Origin of the sequence: Mycolicibacter sinensis, from assembly GCF_001667945.1 — a bacterium.
Taxonomy (GTDB): domain Bacteria; phylum Actinomycetota; class Actinomycetes; order Mycobacteriales; family Mycobacteriaceae; genus Mycobacterium; species Mycobacterium sinense_B.
The window spans coordinates 1-23,150 of record NZ_LZJK01000083.1 but is presented as its reverse complement, the minus strand read 5'-3'; the positions used below and the strand labels follow the sequence as shown (position 1 = coordinate 23,150).

The following is a 23,150-nucleotide window of genomic DNA, read 5'->3' as shown; positions in this document are numbered from 1 at the left end:
CACCCGCGGCGACGCCGGCCACCTACACTGCACGGATATCTTCGCTCCGTTTCGCGTCGTCGGGAGGCCGACTGTGTCGCAACACCTGCAGAACAAGGTCGTCGTCATCACCGGCGCCGGCGGCGGATTCGGCAAACTCATCGCCGAGAAGTGCGCCGCCAAAGGTGCGCACGTGGTCGGTGTTGACATCGGCGCGGCGAATCTGGCCGCGGTCTTCGACGGGATCCGCGCGGCCGGGTACTCCGGCACCCAGCACGTCGCCGACGTCACCGACATCGAGCAGATGAAAGCCGCTGTGCAGCACGCGGTGGCGACCTTCGGCGCGGTGGACGTCATCGTCAACAACGCCGGGGTGATGCCACTGGCCTACTTCGCCGATCACGAGCGGGCCTGGCAGCAGTGGCACCGGGCGATCGACATCAACATCAAGGGCGTGGTGAACGGGATCTCGGCCGTCTACGACCAGATGATCGACCAGGGCCGGGGCCACGTCGTCAACATCTCGTCGATTTACGGCAACGCCGGCGTCGCGGGGTCGGGCGTCTACAGTGCGACCAAGGCCGCCGTCACCGTGCTGTCGGACTCGTTGCGCAGCGAAGCCAAGGGCAAGATCAAGGTGACCACGGTCAAACCGACCGGTGTGCTGGGCACCAACCTGGCCAGCGGGGTAGTCAACGGCGCGGCGATCATGGGCATCGTCGGATCCCGCGCTGAGAGCTACATGCAGTCGCTGACCGCGTTCGCCAACGGCACGCTGACCGCTGAACAGACCGACGTCGACTCGGTGAAGTACTGGCTGATCACCCCCGAGGACCTCGCCGACGCCGTGGTGCACGTGATCGACCAGCCGTGGGGCATCAGCATCAGCGACATCACCGTGCGGGCAAGCGGCGAAGACTACCTCTACTGACTTCGAGCGGACCCGTGCAGACCGATTGGGATTCACCGGCTTTCACCGCCGCCGAAGCGGCCCGCTATCACGCCGCCGGCTGGTGGTCGCAGACCACGCTGTCGGACGCGGTTCACCGCAACGCGCAACGGTTGCCGGGCCGCGTCGCCTATGTGGACCACCCGGGCACGGGACTGACTTGGCGGGAATTCGACGCAGCGGCAGACGCGCTGGCGGCCCAGCTGGCCGGGATCGGCGTCCGGCCGCGCGACCGGGTCGCGGTGTGGCACCGTGACTCGGCCGCCATCCATGTGCTGTTCGTGGCGATCGAACGGTGCGGCGCGGTGGTGGTGGGCATCGGTGCGCGGGCCGGCACCCGCGAGGTGAGCGCGATCCTGGCCGGCGCGCAGGCCAAGCTGTTGATCACCGACGAGCAGCGTCACGCGGATACGGCCGGCCTGCCGATCGAAACGCGGAGCATCGACGAGCTGACGTCAGCTGCCACAAGGGCCATGCCCGGGCCGCAACTCGGCCCCGACGACGTGTTCCTGATCAACTCCACCTCCGGCACCACCGGGCTGCCCAAGTGCGTCGTGCACACCCAGAACCGCTGGCACTACTTTCACCAGCGCGCCGTCGCCAACGGACAGCTGCGTGCCGACGACATCTTTTTGCCGATCATCCCCACGCCGTTCGGCTTCGGGCTCTGGACCAGCCACACCACCCCGATCCACCTCGGCGCTACCGCGGTGCTGTTGGACCGCTTCACCCCAGCAGCGACCTGCGCTGCTATTGCCCAGCATCGAGTCACCGTATTGTGCTGTGTGAGCACGCAATTGACCATGATGATGGCCGATGCGACCAGCCGTGAGTTCGATCTGAGCTCGCTGCGGGTGGTCTTCACCGGCGGCGAGGCGCTGCCCTACCGGCCGGCCGCGGAGTTCGAGGAACTCACCGGAGCCACGATCCTGCAGTTCTACGGCTCCAACGAGACCGGGCTGCTCAGCGGAACCACCCTCGACGACCCGCTGGACAAGCGGCTGCGCACCGGGGGCCGCGTCGTACCGGAGATGGCGGTCCGGCTGTTCGGCGGCGAAGACGGCAACACCGAGGTGACCGACACCGGCCGCGGCCAGCCGGCATGCCGGGGCCCAGCGACCAGCCTCGGCTACCTCAACGGGGTTGATCACGACAAGCTGTTCACCCCCGACGGCTGGATGCGGATGGGGGATATCTGTGAGATCGACGGCGACGGCTATCTGCGCGTCACCGGCCGCACCTCGGATTTCATCCTGCGCGGCGGCAAGAACATCAGCGCCGCCCAGGTCGAGGACGCCGTTATGAGCCACCCGGCGATCGCGCTGGCCGCCGCGGTCGCCATGCCCGATGAGGTGTTCGGCGAAAAGGTCTGCGCCTTCGTGGAACTCGCCGGCGAAGCGGCCCTCGAGCTACCCGACCTCGTCGAGCACCTGCTGTCGCTCGGGGTGTCCAAAGAGCTGCTGCCCGAACGCCTTGTCGTCGTCGACGAACTGCCGCGTTCGTCGGGCGGCAAGATCGCCAAAGGGCAGCTGCGCAACTACTGGTAGCCCTCGTACACCTGTGACGGGCCCTCGGGAGTGATCACATAACCCACCGTCGCGACGTGCACGTCGCCGACCGGGTCGAGTTCACGGTAGCCGCCGAACAGTTCGACGTCGTTGTCGGCCAAGCCGATCCGGAAACCACCCCACAGGTAGGGCACCGGAAACCACAGCTGCTTTCCCGGAAGCTCATGCAGCACCTCGACCGGGGGATAGCGGAACATCTGACGCAGATCAACGCCGCGGAACAGCTGCTGGATCAAATCGTCGATGATTCCGGTGAGCTGAGCGTTGAGCGCGGCGATCCGGTCGCGCTCCAGCGGCGCCGCCGGGGGCTTGAGCACCGCCAACAGCTCAGCGGGCCGGTCGTGCTCGACGGCGATGTCATAGGCGGTGCGGCCGGCGGCGTCGGGCTGGCTGCGCAAGGCGCCCCGCTCGATCAGCCACGACGCCACGTCCGGGGACACCCCGTGCCAGCCGGCCTGATGCAGCACGGTCAGCCAGGTCTTTCCGCCCGGCCGCCACGCCTTGACGTCGACCACGTGGTCACCGCGGTCGAGTTCCCGCATGACCTTGCGCCAGTTGCCCCGCTTGGCCATATCCGCCAGGTACAGCGCAGCTTGAGCCTGCCGGTTGCCCAGCAGCGAGCGGTCCATCACCCCCGGCCACAGCGGTGCGTTGTTGCGGATCTCGGCGTAGGTCGTCACGGTGCCATCTTCTCGCGGTTCGGGCTCGGCTGCCTCAGGGACCACAGCTAAGGGTCCTCATCGTCATCGAGGAGTTCCTCCGGGTGGTGCAGATGGTTGATCCGCGGTGGGCTGGTGCCGTCGGTCCAGGCCAGGCGACCTTGCTCGGTGACCACTGTCTGTAGATCGCCGCGGGTGGCGCCGCCGTGGTCGGGCCCGCAGGCGAAGTAGAGCTCGTCGGGATTGGTGCGCCCGCCGCGCGCCCAATCGGTCGAATGGTGAACTTCGCAGTGGTAGCCGGACTCCGGACAGTTTGGTCTGGTGCAACCGCGGTCCCGGGCGTGGCAGATGATCCGGTGGTCCAGGGTGGCGATGCGCTTGCTGCGGCCCAGATACAGCGGCCGCTCGGAGTGGTTGTCGAAGACTGCGAGGTAGTGGATTGAGTCGGCCGCCATCCGGATCAGGTCCTGCATCGGCAGCCGGCTGCCGCCGCCGGTGCGGGCCGGGCCGGGCATCGGGACATCCGGGTCGGCCATGGCGAGGGCCGCCTGCTCGAGGTCGGCGAGTCTGGTGGTGACGATGACGGTCACGGGAACGCCGCGGTGGGTGCCCATAGCGCCGGACTCGATGCCATGGCGCAGCGCGAGTTTGAGTGCGTCGTGGTCGCGTTGTCCCGACGAGCGGGTATCGCGGTCGGTGGCGCCGTCGGGTTGGCGGTGTCCGGGGCGAACCGCGGCGATGGCTGCCTCGAGGTAGGCGCGAGTTTCGGGGTCGATGCAGCCGGAGAGCCGGCTCATCCCGTCGGGACCTTGGCGACCCAGGACCAGGTTGCGCCGCCGTGCCCGGTCCTCATCGGTGAAGTTGCCGTCGGGATTGAGGTGATCGGCGATGGCGTGGCCGAGGGCGGTCACGAAGGCGGCGTCCTGTTCGGAGGCGTGGCGCACCAGGGTACGTTCGGCAGCCTCGCGATCGGCCGGTGCGACTTTGGCGGGCAGTTCATCGAGGGCCTTGGCGACCGCTTTGATGTGGTCGTCACCGATACGGCCGTCCTCGACAGCAGCGGCGACTTCGGGAAGCTCGGGCGGGGCCGGCGGTCCGGTCAGATTGCGCCTTGGCCGGATGCGGGCAGCGATGCGGAACCGGCGCCGGACCTCGGCTCGGGTGATGCGCAGGCGTGACCACAGCAGGTCCGTGATCTTGGTGTCGGCGGGCAGTCGGGGGTCGTCGGGTCCGTCGGCCGGGTCGGCGATCTCGCCGAAGATGCGATAGGACAGGCCGCGATTGACTCGATGCTGGGTTTCGAGGTGTTCGGCGACCTCGACGCGAAACGCGTTGCCCACTATGTCGGTGTCGGCGCAGCGGAGCCGGGCTTGGGCGTCGTCGATCAGAGCCAGGTCCGCGCGGATGGCCGCACGGGCCGCCGCGGCGGGGGGAAGGATCTGATCGGACATGCCCCCAAAATATCGAACGTCTGTGCGAACGGTACGGCTCGAAGGGCGGCCTGTGGATCAATCGGGCAACTGTGGAGAGATTGCCTCCACCTGAGCTGGACAGGGCGCCGTCGCCGAGTTCAAGGTCGCGGTGACCGTCAAGTACCGAGCTGTGGAGCCAGCTGGGGGTCGACTGTCAGACCGGCCGGTTAGCGTCCGGCTATGGGCCTGGATGCTTATGTCTCCTGCAATTGTTACCGCGAGGGCTTGACCACCGAGCCGCCGATGCCGCGTAGCCGGCTCAAGATCGACGAGCGGGGCGACGTTGTGCCGATCCATTTCAGTCACGATGACGATGACGACACCGATGACGACATCGACATGTGGGATGAGCTCATGAACTGGAAAGAAACGGCATGTGCACACCCGAGCATGCAGCTTGCCGGTGAGCTAATGGGCAACATCATGAGCATCGCCTGGCTGCGAAGCGTTGCCGCTGGCCTTCCCGCGGACCGTTTCGGGAACTTGGCGGAGATCTTGTGCGGGCTGAGCGGCATGATGGACAGCTACCAGCCGGCCTCCGACGTGCGGAGAGCGTCGCCCGAGTTGGATGCGCTGTTGCGCCAGGACTATGTCGGATTGACGCGGATCATCTGCGCGGATGGCGACTGGGTCGTCGACAACCAGGTTGATCGAGGGGCTGTCGACTACGCGTCATTTCATTCCCTTGACTACGGCGCCGGATACAACGCGCCTTGGCCAGATCTGGTCGAGCTGGGTATCGAGGCTTACGAGTTCGTGGTACGGACCCGCGCCGAGCAGCCTCGGGAGCTGCTGCGAGCACGGATTCTGAGGCAGGAGTGGGACGCGGGCAACGTGGAATACCACGAACACGGCCGCCGCAGGCAGGTGTCGCTGGTCACCTTCACCAATGTTCAGAATGGCGAATCGGTCCGGGTGCGGTCTTTCGGAATCTCGTCGGTGGCCGTGTCGGACGATGCAGCCGGCCATGGAGGACTTCCGAATGGTGACGAGCGTCGTCGCTATCCCTCGTTCCTCTTCATCTCCGAGCGCAAGCTGATGCTGGCCGAATGCTGGTGGCAGCTGGCCGCTCTCAAGCGCCTATTTGACGCCTCGGTGGCGTCGGGCAACCCCGTGGTGTGGTGTTGACCGCCGACGTTGGCGCGCGGGAGCTTGTAGGGCCGCATCGAGCCGGTGACCATGTCCTTGCGCAGCGAAGGCTCCGGGTTCCAACGCTGTCGGTAGCGCCCTATATACAGTGCTGTTCAATCTCCGACGGCCGCAGACAGGTGGGTGCAGTGATAACCGGTGAGCTCAAGGGCAAGATCGACCGGGTCTGGGACGCGTTCTGGTCCGGCGGCATCTCCAACCCGCTGGAGGTCATCGAGCAGATCACCTATCTGCTGTTCATCCGCCGGCTCGATGATCTGAACACGCTCGCCGAGAACAAGGCCCGCCTCACCGGCGCTGGCGACGGCATCTTGTTCGGCGCGAGCCAGCAGCATCTGCGGTGGTCCAAGCTCAAGCATGAAGACCCGACGCTGATGCACAAGATCGTCGCCGACGAGGTCTTCCCGTTCCTGCGCGGCCTGGGCGGTGACGGGTCGACGTATTCGGAGCACATGCGCGACGCGCGGTTCACCATCCCCACCCCCCAGTTGCTGTCGCGAGTGGTGGACCTGCTCGACGACATCCCGATGGATGACCGCGACACCAACGGCGACCTGTACGAGTACCTGCTGTCCAAGATCGCCTCCGCCGGCGTCAACGGGCAGTTCCGTACGCCGCGGCACATCATCAAGGCGATGGTGGCGATGACGGCACCGCGGCCGGGCGATGAGATCTGCGACCCGGCCTGTGGCACAGCCGGATTCCTGGTGGCAGCGTCTGAGTACGTCCGTGATCAGCACCCTGGCGTATTGACGAACGCCGAGCAGCGCCAACACTTCCACGCCAGCATGTTCCACGGCTACGACTTCGATGCCACCATGCTGCGCATCGGCAGCATGAACATGCTGCTGCACGGGGTGGAATCGCCGGACATCCGGTACCGCGACTCGCTGTCTGAGGGCGCCAGCGAGGATGCCGAGAAGTACACGCTGATCCTGGCCAACCCGCCGTTCGCGGGTTCGCTCGATTACGAGTCGACGTCCAAAGATCTGCAGCGCGTGGTCAAGACCAAGAAGACTGAGCTGCTGTTTCTGGCGTTGTTTTTGAAGCTGCTGAAGCCGGGTGGTCGGGCAGCGGTGATCGTGCCCGACGGTGTGCTGTTCGGATCATCGAAGGCGCACAAGGAACTTCGTAGGGTGCTGGTGGAGGAGCAGAAGCTCGACGGGGTGGTGAAGCTGCCGTCGGGGGTGTTCCGCCCGTACGCCGGGGTGTCGACGGCGATCCTGCTGTTCACCAAGACCAATTCGGGTGGCACGGACCATGTGTGGTTCTACGACGTGCAGGCCGACGGGTTCTCGCTTGATGACAAGCGCAATCCGGTGGAGGCAAACGACCTGCCGGATGTGGTGGCGCGGTGGGCGCTGCGAGACGGTTCCGAACGTGAGCGGGGCCGAACCGAGCAGTCCTTCGGCGTGCCCAAGGACGACATCGTCGCCCAGGGCTATGACCTGTCGCTGAACCGGTACAAGGAGATCGTGCACGACGAGGTCGAGCACCGGCCGCCGTTGGAGATCATCGCCGAAATCGAGAAGTTGGAGGGGGAGATTTCGACGGGGCTGGCGGAGTTGAAGGCGATGCTGTCGTGAGGATGGTGGCGCTGGGGGAGGTGGCAGAGATTAACCCCCGAGCGACAGTCATTCCGGCTGCCGAGGAAGTCTCGTTTGTTGGTATGGCGCAGCTCGGCGCGACAACGGGTGCAACGGAACCTGGAACGACGCGAAGATTTTCGGAAGTTAGTAAGGGCTACACTGTCTTTCGAGATGGCGATCTTCTCGTCGCCAAAATCACACCATGTTTCGAGAACGGCAAGATCGGCCAGGCCCGGCTGCTGCACAAGGTCGGCGTCGGTTCTACCGAGTTCCATATCGTCCGACCTGGGAAATGTCTGTACGATCGGTATTTGCTGAATTTTTTGAGGCAAGACTGGGTTCGCGCGCAAGGCGAGTTGCGGATGACTGGCAGTGCGGGCCAACGCCGAGTTCCTGCGAGCTATCTTGCGGAACTTCGTATTCCCGTCCCGCCGCTGGACGAACAGCGCCGCATCGCCGCGATCCTCGACCAGGCTGATGCGCTACGCGCCAAGCGTCGTCAGGTCATCGCCCATCTCCACGAACTCGCGCAGTCAGTCTTCCTTGACATGTTCGGCGACCCCGTCCGGAATCCCAAGCAGTGGAAAATGTATAGGCTCGGGGATCAGATTTCCTCGATGCAGTATGGCCCGCGGTTCTACAACGAGTCCTATTCAGCTGAAGGTGTCAGGATCGTTCGGATCACTGATCTAGATCAGGCTGGACGACTCAAGTTCGATTCGATGCCAAAGATGGACGTCAGCGACGACGATTTCCGCAAGTTCTGTTTGAATCCGGGCGACATCGTTTTCGCGCGTACGGGGGCGACCGTAGGAAAACTCGCCCTCATCACAGGGCAAGATCCACCGTGCATAGCCGGCGCCTATTTCATCCGGCTTAAGCTTAAAGATGGCGTTGAGCCGGAGTACGTTGCCGCAGTGCTCCGATCGCGCAGCACCCAATCAATCATCGTTTCCGGATCCCATCAGTCCGCGCAGCAGAACTTCAGTGGGCCTAGTTTGCGCTCGCTTCCGCTGCCGTTGCCGCCGAATCAACTGCAGCGGCAGTTCCGCACGACATTGGCCGCGCTGGCGAAACGGCGCGCCTCGTGTGAGTACGCGGCTTCGTCTGCCGACACCCTCTTCGCCTCCCTGCAATCCCGCGCTTTCCGAGGGGAACTCTGATGGCCTTCGCGGTAATCGATTTCGAGACAACAGGGTTCGTTCCGGAGCGCGCCGACCGCGTCGTCGAGGTCGGGATAGTGCTCACCGACGACCATGGCGCGATCGAGGACGAGTGGACGACCCTGATCAATCCGCGTCGCGACATAGGTGCCTCGCACATCCACGGGATCACCGCCGGAGATCTGTTGGACGCGCCCGAGTTCGGCGACATCAGCGGCCACGTCCTCGACATGCTCAGCGGTCGCACGGTCGTCGCGCACAACGCCACCTTCGACATGCGCTTCCTGCTGTGCGAACTGCGACGGGCCAACTACACCATCGTCGACCGCCCGGCAGCGCTGTGCTCGATGAAATGGGCGGGCCGGATCCTTGGCGCTGCCAAGCTCGCGCACTGCTGCGAGGCATTCGGAATCGCCCTGCCCGACGCGCATTCGGCGCTCTGCGATGCCCGCGCCACCGCGCAGCTGATGGCTCGGCTGATGGCGTCCTGTTGTGACAGCGTCGACTGGCACGACGACATCAAGCGCTGCGCCGCCTACACCTGGCCCGCGCCGTCGGCGCCGGCACGGCACGTTGCCGCGGTACCGCGTGGGCAGGCCAGTACGGATCCGCACGAGTGGTTGCGCACGGTACTGCAAGCCTCCTGGATTCCCGGATATCCCGAAGACGAAGCCGCCTACCTGCTGGTGCTGGAAAGCGCCCTGTTGGACCGCGAGGTCTCGCGCACCGAGGCCAGGCAGCTCGTCGATACCGCCGCTGCGGCGGGCCTGAGCCGAGCCACCCTGGAGCGGCTGCACCGCGATTACCTGCGCAGCATCGCCCGGGAGGCGTTGGCCGACGGGGTCGTCACCGCGGTGGAGCGCGACGACCTCACGTCTGTAGCGGCTGCGGTCGGCCTCACTGCGCACGACGTCGACGAAGCCCTGGAGTGGGCAGCGGGTCACTCGATCGAGGCGACGGGGTCCCGGTTCGCCCTCCGGGCCGGAGATCGGGTGGTGTTCACCGGGGAGATGAACCGCAGCCGCGAGGAGTGGATCGCGGCAATCGTCGCGGCCGGCCTGACGAGCGGCGGGGTCACCAAGTCCACTCGGCTGGTGGTCGCCGCTGACCCCGACTCGCTGAGTGGCAAGGCGGCCAAGGCGCGCGCTTACGGGATTCCGGTGGTTGGCGAGGAAGCGTTTGAGCGGATGTTTGCGCAGTACAGAGCGGATATGGCCACGACATGAGCGTCAGGCGGTCGCAATGTGCGTAAACGTACATCGCCGGACACGCTATTAACGTTTAATTGCACAAGGGTTAATCAAAGGGCATGTAGTGAACAGATAGGGCGATGGCGGAACTTCGGGAGCTGTACTGGGAGCCCACACACGGGCGTGGCCTGGTATCGCGCGACCGGCGCGGCGGACCGTACGCCGCTTACGTTCCGGACCGGTTGTGTGATCGCCCGGTCCTGATCCCCGCCGAGCTGGCGATCTTCGCCGCATCCGTGGAACGGAAGATCCTGCGCCTGGCCGCGGGGCCGAATGCGAGGAGCCTGGAAGGCATCTCCCGGTTCCTGCTCAGGTCGGAGGCGATCGCCAGTTCGATGATCGAGGGCATCGCGCCCTCGCCTCAGCAGGTTGCGATTGCCGAGCTGGCCCAGGACGAACGGATCCGCGGATTCAGCGCTCAGGCCGGTCTGGTGGCCAACAACATCACGGTGCTCCGACAGGCGGCACTCGGACTTGTTCAGGCTCCCGCGATGACGGTCGAAGACATCGTCGCGCTGCATGCCCGCCTGTTGCCGGACGAGAAACACCGTGGACTGCGCGAAGTGCAGAACTGGATCGGCGGGTCGAACTGGAATCCGCTCGAATCGGCCTTCGTGCCACCACCTGCCGACCGCGTCTCCGATCTCATGGATGACCTGGTCACCTACCTCAACGGCTCGGCACATGGTCCGCTGATTCAGGCGGGCCTGGTGCACGCCCAGTTCGAGACGATCCACCCGTTCGTCGACGGCAACGGCCGGGTCGGTCGCGCACTCATTCACACCGTGCTGGCACGGCGGGGGCTGTCGTCGAGGGCGATCCTGCCGGTGAGCCTGGTGCTTGCCACGTTGCGCGACCGCTACATCGATGGACTGGCGGCATTCCGCTACATCGGTGATCCACTGAGCGACCTCGCGGTCACCGGTGTTGCGTCATGGCTGGGGATCTTCGCTGAAGCCGCGGAGGTCGCTGTCGAGCAGGCCGAGCGGTTGGCGGGCGAGATCGAGGTGCTGCGAGCCGAATGGGGCCAACGACTGGCGGGCTGGCGTACCGACCATGGGAAGCGCCCGGAGCCCCGCGCCGACTCGGCCACGTCAAGATTGCTGGGGATGCTCTCGGAAGCGCCGATGCTGACGGCGCGAACGGTTCAGCGCCTCCTTGATGTTTCGTTTCCTCGGGCACGAGATGCCCTTGATGAACTTGCGGAGGCGGGCGTGTTGTCGCGAAAGAGCGTCGACAGAGGCACCACCGGCTATCTGGCAAACGAGGTGCTCGACCTGGTCGGTCTGGCTGAGCGGCGGATGGCGAGCACCCGGTTCGATACCCGGATGAGTAAGCCCAACCGGCCGGCACCCGCACCACCCGAGCGCAGAGTGCCCGCGCTCAGCGATGATGCCATAAACCACGAGCAGGAGGATCAGTGACCAACTTCGCCTTCCTGAAAGTCGTTGATTGGCCCGAGATCTACGCCGACTGCGCCAAAGCCGAAAGCTACGCCACCAGCGACCCACGTTCGGCGTGCTTCTACGCCCGGCGCACCGCCGAACAACTGGTCGAATTCCTTTACGACATCATGAACCTCGCCGTCCCCTACAAGGACGACCTCGCGGCCCGGATCAACGACACCGCTTTCCGGGCGAAGGCCGGCCAGGGGATCGCGCAGAAACTCAACTTGATTCGCCGGCTCGGCAACACCGCGGTGCACGACCCGCGCCCAATTCCGCCGCGCGCCGCCCTCGACGCGCTCAAGGAACTGCATCACGTGATGGTGTGGGCGGCATTCCATTACTCCACCAACCCGAAGGCCGTGCCGCTCAAGGCAGTCTTTGACCCGGCGCTGGCGGCCAGATCCGCACCGCTGACCAGAGAAGACGTCGCCCGGCTCGCCGCAAAGTTCAAAGCCCAGGACGACGCGCACGCCAGGGCGCTGGCCGAGAAAGACGAGCTGGCCGCGGCCAAGGACGCCGAGATCGCCGCCCTGCGTGCGCAGATCGAGCAGGTCCAGGCCGCGAACGCTCAAGTCGATGACCGCGACTACGCCGAGGATGAGACCCGTGACCGGTTCATCGACGTGCTGCTGCGCGAGGCCGGCTGGCCGCTGACCGACGCACGCGACCGTGAGTACGAAGTCACCGGGATGCCCAACAACCACGGCATCGGCTACGCCGACTACGTGTTGTGGGGCGCCGACGGGCTACCGCTGGCCGTGGTCGAGGCCAAGCGCACCAGCAAAAGTCCCGAGATCGGGCAGCAACAGGCGAAGCTCTACGCCGACTGCCTGGAGAAGATGACCGGACGTCGCCCCGTCATCTTCTACACCAACGGCTACGAACACTGGATCTGGGACGACGCGGCCGGCTACCCGCCCCGGCACGTCCAGGGCTTCTACACCCGTGACGAACTGGAACTGGCGATTCATCGCCGCCATGCCCGACAGCCCCTGGCTGATGCGACGATCGACACCGAGATCGTCGAACGCCACTACCAGCACCGCGCAATCCGGGCGGTGGACAAGGACTTCGCCGACAAACGGCGAGAGGCCCTGCTGGTGATGGCGACCGGGTCCGGCAAGACCCGCACCGTCATCGCCCTGGTCGATCAGCTGATGAAGGCCGGCTGGGTCAAGCGAGTGCTGTTCTTGGCCGACCGCACCGCGCTGGTCACCCAGGCCGCCAACGCGTTCAAGAAGCATCTTCCAGCGGCGACCACCGTCAACCTGGTGACCGAAAAGATCACCGATGGTAGGGTTTACGTCTGCACCTACCCGACGATGATGAACCTGATCAACGATACCGAAGCCGGGCTGCGCACCTTCGGGCCCGGATATTTCGACCTGGTCGTCATCGACGAAGCGCACCGTTCGGTGTATCAGAAGTACCGGGCGATCTTCGACTGGTTCGACTCCCTGCTGGTAGGGCTGACCGCGACACCCAAGGATGAGGTCGACCACAACACCTACCGGCTCTTTCACCTCGAAGACGGTGTTCCCACCGACGCCTACAGCCTCGAAGACGCTGTCGCGGAAGGCTTCCTGGTTCCCCCGGTAGGGGTATCGGTCGGCACCCAATTCCTGCAGCAGGGCATTCGCTACGCCGACTTGAGCGAAGAAGAGAAAGACGAGTGGGACGCTCTGGACTGGGGCGATGATGGCGTGGTCCCGGACGCGGTGACGTCGGAGGAGCTCAACAAGTTCCTGTTCAACGAGGACACCGTCGACAAGGTGCTCGCCGAACTGATGGACAAGGGCGGCAAGGTGGCCGGGGGAGACCGGCTGGGCAAGACCATCATCTTCGCCAAGAATCAGGACCACGCTGAGTTCATCGAGGCGCGGTTCAACGTCCAATACCCTGAATACGCTGGTCACTTCGCGCGCGTCATCACGCACAGCACGGTGTATGCGCAAACCCTGATCGACGACTTCTCGGTTCCAGACAAGGCGCCGCACATCGCGATCTCGGTGGACATGCTCGACACCGGCATCGACGTGCCCGACGTGGTCAACCTGGTGTTCTTCAAGCTGGTGCGATCCAAAACGAAGTTCTGGCAGATGATCGGCCGCGGCACCCGGCTGCGCCCCGACCTGTTCGGGCCGGGACAAGACAAACAGAACTTCTATGTGTTCGACTTCTGCGGCAACCTCGAATACTTCAGCCAGGACCTTCCCGGATCGCAAGGGTCCGTGCAGAAGTCGCTGAACCAGCGGCTCTTCGAAACTCGCCTTGGCTTGATCACCGCATTGGATGCGGCAGTACCGCCGGACGGGACCGAGCCGGCCGAGGGAGCCGGCACCGAATCAGAACGGGGCCTGCGGGTCGATGCCGCCTGGTCGCTGCACCGGATCGTCGTCGGGATGAACCTGGAGAACTTCCTGGTCCGTCCGCACCGCAAATGGGTTGAGCGCTATGGCGACTGGGCGGCATGGACTGCGCTGACGCAAGAGGCCGCGGACGAGGTCGCCGAACACCTGGCCGGCCTACCATCGGGCGCCACCGAGACCGACGAGGACGCAAAACGTTTCGACCTGCTCATCCTGCGCCGCCAGCTCGCGCAACTAGAGGGCGACACGTTGGGCGCCGAACGGCTGCGCGAACAGGTGCAGAACATCGCATCCGGGCTGCTCAATCAGACCGCGATCCCGTCGGTGGCAGCACAGCAGGAGCTGCTCGACGAGGTCGCCGGCGACCAGTGGTGGGTCGATGTCACATTGCCGATGCTCGAAGTCGCGCGACGCCGGCTGCGCGGCTTGCTGAAGTTCTTGGAGAAGACCAAGAAGGTGCGGATCTACACCGACTTCGAGGATGCGCTGACGGCGTCGACGGTGATCGATCTGCCCGGCATCGCCCCAGGAACGAACTTGCCGCGATTCCGGGCCAAGGCCGCGGCCTACCTCAAAGCGCATCAGGACCACGTCGCACTGCAGCGGCTGCGGCGTAACAAACAGCTGACCGCCGCGGACCTGGAGGCATTGGAGCAGATGCTGGTTGATAGCGGTGCGGGCGAAGCCGACGACATCACGCAGGCCGGCGAAGAGGCGCACGGGTTGGGCTTGTTCATCCGGTCTTTGGTGGGGCTGGATCGGCAGGCCGCGGCCGAGGCCTTTGGCACCTACCTGGATGGCACGAAGTTCACCGTCGAGCAGATCCGGTTCGTCAACCTCATCATCGACGAGTTGACCGACAACGGGCTGATGGAGCCGTCCCGCCTCTACGAGTCGCCCTACACCGACCACGCACCGCGCGGGCCGGAACAGGTGTTCGGTGACGACGAGGTGGGCGGCATCGTAGCCATCCTGCGCGCGGTCAAAAATCACGCTGTGCCGGAGCCGGGAACTGTCAGCGGCGTTCGGTAGGGTCCGTCGGCGTGACCGCCAACGTAACGCTTAAGTCCGTGAATGCCCGCCTCGCTGAGGAACTCGCGGTGGCAGAACGGCAGGTCGCCGCCGCCGTCGCGCTGCTCGACGAGGGGGCGACGGTGCCGTTCATCGCCCGCTACCGCAAGGAGGTCACCGGCAGCCTCGACGACGGCCAGCTGCGCACTCTCGAGGAGCGGCTGCGCTACCTGCGGGAGCTCGACGACCGGCGGGCCGCCGTGCTGGCTTCGATCGAGGAACAGGGCAAGCTCACCGACGAGCTGCGGGCGGCGTTGCTCAGCGCTGACACCAAGGCCCGCGTTGAGGACATCTACCTGCCCTACAAACCCAAGCGCCGCACCAAGGCGCAGATCGCCCGCGAAGCGGGTCTGGAACCGCTGGCTGACCGGCTGCTGGCCGATCCGAGCCTGGACCCGCAGCAGCTCGCCTCGGAGTTCACCGGTGAGGAGGTCGCCGACGCCGCGGCAGCGTTGGAGGGCGCCCGCGCGATCCTGGTCGAACGAGCCGCCGAGGACGCCGAACTGGTGGGCGCGGTCCGCGAGAAGTTCTGGGCGGCCGGTTCGCTGCGGACCGCCCCGCGGTCCGCGGATGCCGCGAAAACGGCTGCTGCACAAAAGTTCCGCGATTACTTCGAGTTCAGCGAAGCACTGGAGACCATGCCGTCGCATCGGGTGCTGGCTGTATTGCGTGGCGAGAAGGAAGATGCCCTGGCGCTGGCCTTCGACGGCGGCGAGAACGAGCCCTACCAGGCGATGGTCGCCGAATCGCTCGGCGTCGACATGACCGCGCCGGGGCCGGCGACGCCGTGGCTGACCGAGACGGTGCGGTGGGCGTGGGAGACCCGGCTGGCGTTCTCCGCAGCGGTCGACGCCCGGATGCGGCTGAAGCAGCGCGCCGAAGCCGACGCGGTGGCGGTCTTCGCCCGCAACCTCAAAGACCTGCTGCTGGCCGCCCCGGCCGGCAACCGCACCACCCTCGGTCTCGACCCGGGCTTCCGCACCGGGGTGAAGGTGGCTGTCGTGGACGGCACCGGCAAGGTGCTCGACACCTGTGCGATCTACCCGCATCAGCCGCAAAAACAGTGGGACCAGGCCAAAGCCGCGCTGGCGGCGCTGGTCGCTCGGCACGGCGTGGATCTGATCGCGGTCGGTAACGGCACCGCGTCGCGGGAGACCGACGCCCTGGCCGCCGAGCTGATCGCCGACCTCAAGGCCGCGGGCGCCCCCGCACCGGTCAAGGCGATGGTCAGCGAGGCCGGCGCCTCGGTGTATTCGGCGTCGGCCTACGCCGCCCACGAGCTGCCCGATCTCGACGTCACCCTGCGCGGGGCGGTGTCGATCGCGCGGCGGCTGCAGGATCCGCTGGCCGAGCTGGTCAAGATCGAGCCGAAGTCGATCGGAGTCGGCCAGTACCAGCACGACGTCACGCCGGGAACGCTGGCGCGCAGCCTGGACGCGGTCGTCGAGGACGCGGTGAACGCCGTCGGCGTCGACCTCAACACCGCCTCCGCGCCACTGCTGGCACGGGTGTCGGGGGTGTCGGAATCGTTGGCCGAAGCCATTGTGGCCCACCGCGACCAGACCGGGCCGTTTCGTAACCGGGCCGCCCTGCTCGACGTGCCGCGGCTGGGGCCCAAGGCTTTTGAGCAGTGCGCCGGATTCCTGCGCATCCGCGACGGTGATGACCCGCTGGACTCCTCGGGGGTACATCCGGAGGCTTACCCGGTGGTCCGGCGCATCCTGGACCGCGCGGGGGTGTCGCTGGCCGAGATCATCGGCGACGAACGGCTGCTGCGGTCGCTGGAACCCGGCGACTTCGCCGACGACCGGTTCGGGGTCCCGACCGTGACCGACATTCTCGCCGAGTTGGAGAAGCCCGGGCGCGACCCGCGGCCGGCGTTCTCCACGGCGACGTTCGCCGCCGGGGTGGAGAAGGTGGCCGACCTCAAGGTCGGCATGGTCCTGGAGGGGGTGGTGACCAACGTTGCGGCGTTCGGTGCGTTCGTTGATGTCGGCGTGCACCAGGATGGCCTGGTGCACGTCTCGGCAATGTCGGACCGTTTCGTCTCCGATCCGCACGAGGTGGTCCGCTCCGGCCAGGTGGTGAAGGTGAAGGTGCTCGACGTCGACGTCGACCGCCAGCGGATCGGCCTGAGCCTGCGGCTGGGGGACAAGCCGGCGGGCAAGGCCGGCAAATCCGCCTCGGGCCCAGGTGCCAAAGCGGCTGCGCGCCGTGACACCGGCAAGCAGAATCGGGGGGAGCGGCGGGGTCACGGCGGCGGGCGCCGGGAGGCGGCGCCGGCCGGCGGGTCAATGGCCCAGGCGCTGCGGGACGCCGGATTCGGGAAGTGAGGGCCGCATGCTAGATGCCGCAGTCGAGCAGGAGTTCGCCGAGATCGTCGGCGCCGCCGCACTGCTCACCGGCGAACAGATCGGACCCGACTACTCCCACGACGAGGCGCTGGTGGGCGCACCGGTGACGCCGCGTTACGTCGCCCGCCCGCAGACCGCCGAACAGGTCGCGGCGCTGCTGGCCGCCGCCAGCAGGGCCAAGACCCCGGTGACCGCCCGCGGGTCGGGCACCGGACTGTCGGCCGGCGCGCGGCCGTGCGCCGACGGCCTGTTGATCTCCTTCGAGAAGATGAACGCGATCCTGGAGATCGACACCGACAACCAGGTCGCGGTGGTGCAACCCGGGGTCACCCTGGCCGACCTCGACACCGCGACCGCCGAGGCCGGGCTGATGTACACCGTCTTTCCCGGCGAGCTGTCGGCCAGTGTCGGCGGCAACGTCGGCACCAACGCCGGCGGTATGCGCGCGGTCAAGTACGGCGTGACCCGCCACAACGTGCTCGGGCTGCAGGCCGCGCTGCCGACCGGCGAGCTGATCCGCACCGGCGGGAAGATCACCAAGTTGTCCACCGGATACGACCTGACCCAGCTGATCATCGGCTCGGAGGGCACCTGCGCGCTGGCCACCGAGGTCACCGTGCGGCTCTACCCGCGGCTGGCGCACTCGGCCACCCTGCTGGCCCCCTTCGCCGACCTCCCCGCGGTGCTGCGCGCGGTGCCGACAGTGGTGGGCAGCGGCGTGGACCCGGTGATCCTCGAATACATCGACAAGCTCACCCTGGCCGCGATCAGCTACTCCCAAAACCTCAACCTCGGCATCCCCGACGCCGTCCGCGAGACCGCTGAAGCGCATCTGGTGATCGGGTTGGAGAACCGTGACCACGACCGCCTCGACGACGACGTCGCCATGTTGGGCGAATTGCTGGGTTCACTGGGCGCAGTCGATGTCTATGTGCTGGAGGGCAATTCGGCGCACGCCCTGATCGAAGCCCGGGAGAGGGCGTTTTGGACGGCCAAGGCCGCCGGTGCCCACGACGTCATCGACGTGGTGGTCCCGCGGGCGGTCATGCACGAGTTCTTCACCCGCGCACAAGGTTTCGCCCAAGCTGCGGGCGCCGGGGTGGTGGGGTGCGGACACGCCGGTGACGGCAACGTCCACCTGGCGGTGTTCTGCGCCGACGACGAGCTACGGCACCGGCTGCTGCATGACATCTTCTCCGCGGCGATGGCGTTGGGCGGGGCGATCTCCGGCGAGCACGGCCTGGGGCGGGTCAAGACGCAACACTTCCTGGACCTGGAGGATCCGGTCAAGCTCGCCCTGATGCGCCGGATCAAGGACGCCTTCGACCCCGCCGGGATCCTCAACCCCGGCGTGCTTGTATAGGCAGGAAACCGCGAGTGTGCCGTTTCATCCGTCGGCACCGGCGCGTCGCGAATGAAACGGCACACTCGGCGTTGGTAAGAAAGGCAGCCAGATGACCAACGGAGCACAGGCCCTGATCACCACCTTGGTCGACAGCGGCGTGCAGGTCTGTTTCGCCAACCCCGGCACCTCCGAAATGCACTTCGTGGCCGCGTTGGACTCGGTGCCGCAGATGCGTGGGGTGCTGTGCCTGTTCGAAGGCGTGGTGACCGGCGCGGCCGACGGCTACGCCCGCATTGCCGGAAAGCCGGCCGCCACCTTGCTGCACCTGGGGCCCGGGCTGGGCAACGGTCTGGCCAACCTGCACAACGCCCGCCGTGCGCACGTGCCGGTGGTCAACGTCATCGGGGATCACGCCACCTACCACAAGAAGTACGACGCGCCGCTGGAATCGGACATCGAGCCGCTGACCGACTGGACCCACGGCTGGGTACGCCGCACCGGCGCCGGGGCCGAGGTCGGGCGCGACGCCGCCGAAGCGGTGGCCGCCTCGATGGCCAGCCCGGCCCAGGTGGCCAACGTGATCCTGCCGGCCGACATCTCCTGGGACGACGGTGCGCAGCCGTCCGGCCCGGTGAAACCGGTTCCCGCGGCCGCCCCCGATGAGCAGGCTGTCGCCGAGATCGCCGACGTGCTGCGCAGCGGCGAGCCGGTAGCGCTGCTGATCGGTGGCCCTGCCGCGGCCGAGGTGGGCGCACTGGAGGCCACCGATCGGATCGCCGCCGCGACCGGGGCGCGTGCGCTGGTGGAGACCTTCCCGGCCCGGTTGGCTCGCGGGGCCGGGGTCCCGGCCCTCGATCGGCTGGGCTACCTGGCCGAGCAGGCGGCGTTCCAACTCGACGGGATCAAGCACCTGGTGGTCGCCGGAACGCGGGCCCCGGTGTCGTTCTTCGCCTATCCCGGCAAGCCGAGCGACCTGGTGCCCGAGGGCTGTGCGGTACACAATCTGGCCGGGCTCGAGACGGATGTGGTCGCCGCCCTCACGCAGTTGGCCGCGGCGGTGGCTTCGGATGTGCAGCCGCGGCCGGCGCCCGCGGCCGCTCCGGAACTCCCGGCAGGACCGCTGACCCCGCAGAACTGGGTGCAGGTGATCGGCGCACTGCTACCCGAGGGCGCGATCATCTCCGATGAGTCCAACACTTCGGGCCTGCTGCTGCCGGCCGCCACCGCCGGGGCACCGCGCCACGATGTGCTCACGCTGACCGGCGGGGCGATCGGGCAGGGACTGCCGGTCGCGCTGGGCGCTGCCGTCGCCGCCCCGGACCGGCCGGTGATCGCACTGCAAGCCGACGGCAGCGCGGCCTACACCATCTCGGCGCTGTGGTCGATGGCCCGCGAGAACGTCGACGTGACCACGGTGCTGATCAACAACAGCTCGTATGCGATCCTGCGGATGGAACTGGCCCGGGTGGGCGCCGCAGGCGAAGGGGGCCGGTACGGCGCCAAAGCCGAAGCCCTGCTCGACCTGTCGCGGCCCAACATGGACTTCGCCAAGATCGCCGAGGGGTTCGGTGTGCCGGCGAGCGTGGCGACCACCTGCGAGGAACTCGCCGAACAGTTCCGCCGGGCCCTGGCCGAACCGGGGCCGCACCTGATCGACGCGCGGGTGCCGAGCGTGTTCTGAGCCGCGTCGGCCTAACTGATCGTCAGACGGGTCGCGGCGAACGCCGCGCCCTCATCGGCCTTGCCGTCTTGCACGTACATCAGATGCGGGACGACGCTGCCGCTCTCTTCGCAGTAGATGTCGCCCGCCAGGCAGAAGTCGATGCTCTTGGGGCGGTAGGAGGCGGCCAGCACCGGCAGCGGGCCGCCCCACAGCGAGGTGGAGTACGGACTCGACGGCGGGCCGAAGAGTGCCACCGCGACGACATGGTGGGCGACCGCGGGTGGCAGCGAATTGCTCGACATCTCGATCACACTGGCGCCCTGGGAGTAACCGCCGAGCACGAGTTTGGTGTTCGGGCAGTTTGCGACCGTGGCCTGGATGTGCGCGGTGGCGTCGTTCTCCCCGAGCAGCGCGCTGTTGCGGTAGTCGGTGCTCGCCGGGTACTCGACCGGATAAACCTGCACGTCACGGCCGGGTAGTTGCTCCTTGAGTGAAGCGACGAACGCCTCCCCGACATCGCCGAGACCGGGGGGCTGCCCGGAGCCGCGGGCAAACACCACCTCGGTGTCCGGGCAGGGCTCGGCGACGGCGGCCGGCAGGCCCGCCGGGGTGCTCAGCAACGCTCCCGCCAGCGTCGACGCGGCAGCGACGGTGCGAACAGTGTCACGCAAAGTCATCCTTGAATGCTGACATGCCGCCACCTGCCGACCGGCCCGTGGGTCGCCATACCGCGCCGGGTCGATCCGGTCGACCGGCCGACCTCGGGTTCCTGCCGCAGGCAGATGAGGGTGCTGGCGACGCTGCGCGGAGCCGACTGCACTAGCGGTCATCAGCAAAGAGCGGCGCCGGTGCCAGGCGGCGAATGCGGTGGTTACAGCCGATTTGCCGCGTAGGCGGCACCTTCGTCGACGATCCCGTCGTAGGCGCCGGGGGCGTGCGCTGCGAAATTCATCCCTTCCGAGCAGACCGGGTCTTCCGGGGTGCACAGCTGGATGGTCTTTCCCGTGTACGCGGGGCCGATGACCACGGGCGGTTGGCCCAGGAAGTTCATCGCCCGCTCATTCGGGGTGCCGAAGAGCACCACAGCGGCGACATGGTCAGCCACCTCCGGCGGCATCGGCCGTGGTATATCGACCCCTTCCACGCCGTCGGGGATGACATTGGCGGTGGAGAATCCCATCACCGCGGCGCCCTGGGAGAAGCCGCCGAGCACCATCTTGGTCTTGGGGCAATTCGCCGCGGTGGCCTCGATGTGGGCGGTGGCGTCGCGGATGCCCTGGATGCCGGTCGGCCAGTCGTTGGTGGCCGGATAGTCGACCGCGTAGACCTCCATGGAACGCTCGCCGATCCGGGGCCGGAGCGCGTCGACGAATGCTTGCCCGGTTTCACCGACACCGATGGCCTCGTCGGTGCCTCTAGCAAACAATACTTGGACGTCGGGACAGGGGTCGGCGAAGGCAGGGGGAGGGGTGGCAGTGGTGCTCTGCAGCAGCCAGGTCAGCGCCAGCACAACACCGAGGGAGCGAGGGATCCGAGGTGTGTTCACCCGTACATGGTGGCATAAGTCGTGGCGCGACGTAAGTAAACAACGCTGGGAATTCGCGTAGTAGAGGGCTCGCGGGGGTGCGCGTCCCGCCCCGCCGGGCGGTCCATGCCGAAGAGCTGAACCACGGCTGAAGCCCGCTGTGGTGAGCGTGCAGTTACCGTCACGTGGCCGTCCGGTGTCGGCGAAGTGACCATCCGGTGGGGTCGCCCGAGCAAACTCGGTGCCGGGCAGTGAGGTCGCTCGACAGACCCCGGTTTCGCGCCACCGCGCGCCGAACCACGCCCGGCCCGTCGCTACCTGCCGCGGGCGCAGCCGGGACCGGTGCGCCGCACCTACGGCGCTGCAATGTCGGGTAAATAAGACACTCATCGATAAAATTGCATACGATCCGGTGCGTTTCGATCGCCGGTGGACACTGCGGATGGGACAGCATGGCGCATGACACAGGCCCCGCGGTGGGCATGTCCGTCGGAGCGACCACTCTGGCGGCCGTCACCGCCGACCGGGCGATCACTCGGCGGCCGGTGCTGACGCTGTTCCGGGACCGCCCCTCGCAGATCGGCATGCCTTCGGAGAATTCCGCGGTCACTGCCGCCCTCGACGAGCGCGGCCTGGTCGTGACCGATTTCGTGGACCGTGTCGGCGGCGGTGGACCGGTGGTAGCCGGCGACGGCTCCACGCACCGCGCTGAGCAGTTGCTCGGCGACGGGCTGCACGCGCTGGCCTACGCCGCGACTGAGGGACGGCCGCTGCCGCCCGCGGTGGCGGTCACCCACCCCGCCCACTGGTCGCGGGAGGCCGTCGGTGCGCTGCGCACCGCGTTGGGGCGGGTCTCGGAGTGGGCGCAGCACCCGGTGACCTTGATCTCCGACACCACGGCGGTGCTGACCGCCCTGCAGGCGAATCCGGGCTTGCCCGACCACGGCATCATCGCGGTGTGCGACTTCGGCGGCAGCGGCACCAATATCAGCCTGGTCGACGCCGGCCGTGGTTTCGAGCCGATCGGCGCCACCCGCCGCGTCACCACGTTCTCCGGTGATGTGATCGATCAGGCGCTGCTCGATCATGTGGTGGCGGATCTGGGCGGCAACGGCGACGGACCGCCGACGGTGGGGTCGCTGACCCGGTTGCGCAGCCAGTGCCGCGACGCCAAGGAGCAACTGTCGACCGAGACCGTCGCCGAGCTGGCGGGATTCCACGGCGGCGTCTGGCTGACCCGTGCAGAACTCGATGAGGCGCTGCGCCAGCCGCTCGACGGTTTCTTCACCGCGTTGCAGAACACCTTGGACGACAACGAGATCAGGCCCGACGACCTGTCGGCGATCGTGTCGGTCGGGGGCGGGGCCAACATGCCGACCGTCACGACCGGCCTGTCGCAACGCTTCGGCTCCCCGGTCATCAGCTCCCCGCGACCACAACTGACCGCGGCTATCGGCGCCGCGCTGAGCGTCGCCGGCAATGTGGTGGCGACCCCGAAGAAGGCGCCTCCGCCGGCCGAGCCGCCACCACATGATCGAGCAGCGCCTGATCGATCACATCACCGGAGAACGTGGTGACGCGGCGGGTGGCGCCGATC

16 protein-coding genes are annotated in these 23,150 nt (G+C 67.0%); 12 read left to right on the top strand and 4 right to left on the bottom strand.

Going from position 1 to position 23,150, the window contains the following annotated elements; translation table 11 throughout:
* Positions 1 to 73: 73 nt before the first annotated feature.
* On the top strand, positions 74 to 910 hold the full coding sequence (locus tag A5694_RS11525; protein WP_064921973.1) for an SDR family oxidoreductase: 837 nt from the start codon (positions 74 to 76) through the stop codon (positions 908 to 910).
* Positions 911 to 924: 14 nt separating this feature from the next.
* Positions 925 to 2,475 (top strand): class I adenylate-forming enzyme family protein, encoded by a 1,551-nt coding sequence (locus A5694_RS11520; protein WP_234787916.1) that lies wholly within the window; start codon positions 925 to 927, stop codon positions 2,473 to 2,475.
* On the opposite strand, the gene A5694_RS11515 is transcribed toward A5694_RS11520, so the two are convergent.
* Both A5694_RS11515 and A5694_RS11510 read right to left on the bottom strand, forming a co-directional pair.
* Entirely contained in the window at positions 2,466 to 3,176 is a 711-nt protein-coding gene (locus A5694_RS11515) for an ankyrin repeat domain-containing protein (protein WP_064922053.1), read from the bottom strand. The two genes, A5694_RS11520 and A5694_RS11515, sit on opposite strands and share 10 nt — an antisense overlap.
* 47 nt (positions 3,177 to 3,223) lie before the next feature.
* Positions 3,224 to 4,606, bottom strand: a complete 1,383-nt coding sequence (locus A5694_RS11510) for an HNH endonuclease signature motif containing protein (protein ID WP_064921972.1) — start codon at positions 4,604 to 4,606, stop codon at positions 3,224 to 3,226.
* 201 nt (positions 4,607 to 4,807) lie between these two features.
* Between A5694_RS11510 and A5694_RS11505 the strand changes: the two genes are divergently transcribed.
* From A5694_RS11505 to A5694_RS11465, 9 genes are all read left to right on the top strand, one after another.
* Entirely contained in the window at positions 4,808 to 5,755 is a 948-nt protein-coding gene (locus A5694_RS11505; protein WP_064921971.1) for a hypothetical protein, read from the top strand.
* A 149-nt stretch (positions 5,756 to 5,904) separates the two neighbouring features.
* Complete coding sequence (locus tag A5694_RS11500; protein WP_064921970.1) at positions 5,905 to 7,362, top strand: type I restriction-modification system subunit M; 1,458 nt, start codon at positions 5,905 to 5,907, stop codon at positions 7,360 to 7,362.
* A gap of 2 nt (positions 7,363 to 7,364) precedes the next feature.
* A complete protein-coding gene (locus A5694_RS11495; protein WP_267887752.1) occupies positions 7,365 to 8,528 on the top strand; it encodes a restriction endonuclease subunit S in 1,164 nt (387 codons plus the stop codon).
* Positions 8,528 to 9,754 (top strand): exonuclease domain-containing protein, encoded by a 1,227-nt coding sequence (locus A5694_RS11490; RefSeq protein ID WP_064921968.1) that lies wholly within the window; start codon positions 8,528 to 8,530, stop codon positions 9,752 to 9,754. The genes A5694_RS11495 and A5694_RS11490 overlap by 1 nt, the downstream gene beginning before the upstream one ends.
* 104 nt (positions 9,755 to 9,858) lie before the next feature.
* A complete protein-coding gene (locus tag A5694_RS11485; RefSeq protein ID WP_064921967.1) occupies positions 9,859 to 11,202 on the top strand; it encodes a Fic family protein in 1,344 nt (447 codons plus the stop codon).
* Positions 11,199 to 14,627, top strand: coding sequence for a DEAD/DEAH box helicase family protein (locus tag A5694_RS11480; RefSeq protein WP_064921966.1), 3,429 nt, complete (start codon positions 11,199 to 11,201; stop codon positions 14,625 to 14,627). Before A5694_RS11485 ends, A5694_RS11480 begins: the two co-directional genes overlap by 4 nt.
* A gap of 11 nt (positions 14,628 to 14,638) precedes the next feature.
* Entirely contained in the window at positions 14,639 to 16,999 is a 2,361-nt protein-coding gene (locus A5694_RS11475) for a Tex family protein (RefSeq protein ID WP_064921965.1), read from the top strand.
* A 7-nt stretch (positions 17,000 to 17,006) separates the two neighbouring features.
* Positions 17,007 to 18,383 carry an FAD-binding oxidoreductase gene (locus A5694_RS11470; RefSeq protein ID WP_064921964.1) on the top strand — a complete coding sequence of 459 codons (1,377 nt, stop codon included), beginning with the start codon at positions 17,007 to 17,009 and terminating at the stop codon, positions 18,381 to 18,383.
* Positions 18,384 to 18,474: 91 nt separating this feature from the next.
* Positions 18,475 to 20,046: an acetolactate synthase large subunit gene (locus tag A5694_RS11465; RefSeq protein ID WP_064921963.1), complete on the top strand. Its 1,572-nt coding sequence runs from the start codon at positions 18,475 to 18,477 to the stop codon at positions 20,044 to 20,046.
* Positions 20,047 to 20,057: 11 nt separating this feature from the next.
* Here the strand turns inward: A5694_RS11465 and A5694_RS11460 are convergent, their stop codons facing one another.
* Positions 20,058 to 20,705 (bottom strand): cutinase family protein, encoded by a 648-nt coding sequence (locus A5694_RS11460; protein ID WP_064921962.1) that lies wholly within the window; start codon positions 20,703 to 20,705, stop codon positions 20,058 to 20,060.
* 194 nt (positions 20,706 to 20,899) lie between these two features.
* Positions 20,900 to 21,574 carry a cutinase family protein gene (locus A5694_RS11455; protein ID WP_064921961.1) on the bottom strand — a complete coding sequence of 225 codons (675 nt, stop codon included), beginning with the start codon at positions 21,572 to 21,574 and terminating at the stop codon, positions 20,900 to 20,902.
* Positions 21,575 to 22,005: 431 nt separating this feature from the next.
* Between A5694_RS11455 and A5694_RS11450 the strand changes: the two genes are divergently transcribed.
* The gene (locus tag A5694_RS11450) at positions 22,006 to 23,130 is read left to right on the top strand and encodes an Hsp70 family protein (protein ID WP_064921960.1); all 1,125 of its coding nucleotides are present in this window, start codon (positions 22,006 to 22,008) and stop codon (positions 23,128 to 23,130) included.
* The last annotated feature ends 20 nt before the right edge of the window (positions 23,131 to 23,150 follow it).

Coding starts and splice junctions, on each gene's coding strand:
- A5694_RS11465 (WP_064921963.1), top strand. CDS start 18,475: ATGACCAACGGAGCACAGGCCCTGATCACCACCTTGGTCGACAGCGGC.
- A5694_RS11490 (WP_064921968.1), top strand. CDS start 8,528: ATGGCCTTCGCGGTAATCGATTTCGAGACAACAGGGTTCGTTCCGGAG.
- A5694_RS11450 (WP_064921960.1), top strand. CDS start 22,006: ATGGCGCATGACACAGGCCCCGCGGTGGGCATGTCCGTCGGAGCGACC.
- A5694_RS11495 (WP_267887752.1), top strand. CDS start 7,365: ATGGTGGCGCTGGGGGAGGTGGCAGAGATTAACCCCCGAGCGACAGTC.
- A5694_RS11485 (WP_064921967.1), top strand. CDS start 9,859: ATGGCGGAACTTCGGGAGCTGTACTGGGAGCCCACACACGGGCGTGGC.
- A5694_RS11470 (WP_064921964.1), top strand. CDS start 17,007: ATGCTAGATGCCGCAGTCGAGCAGGAGTTCGCCGAGATCGTCGGCGCC.
- A5694_RS11460 (WP_064921962.1), bottom strand. CDS start 20,705: ATGACTTTGCGTGACACTGTTCGCACCGTCGCTGCCGCGTCGACGCTG.
- A5694_RS11510 (WP_064921972.1), bottom strand. CDS start 4,606: ATGTCCGATCAGATCCTTCCCCCCGCCGCGGCGGCCCGTGCGGCCATC.
- A5694_RS11505 (WP_064921971.1), top strand. CDS start 4,808: ATGGGCCTGGATGCTTATGTCTCCTGCAATTGTTACCGCGAGGGCTTG.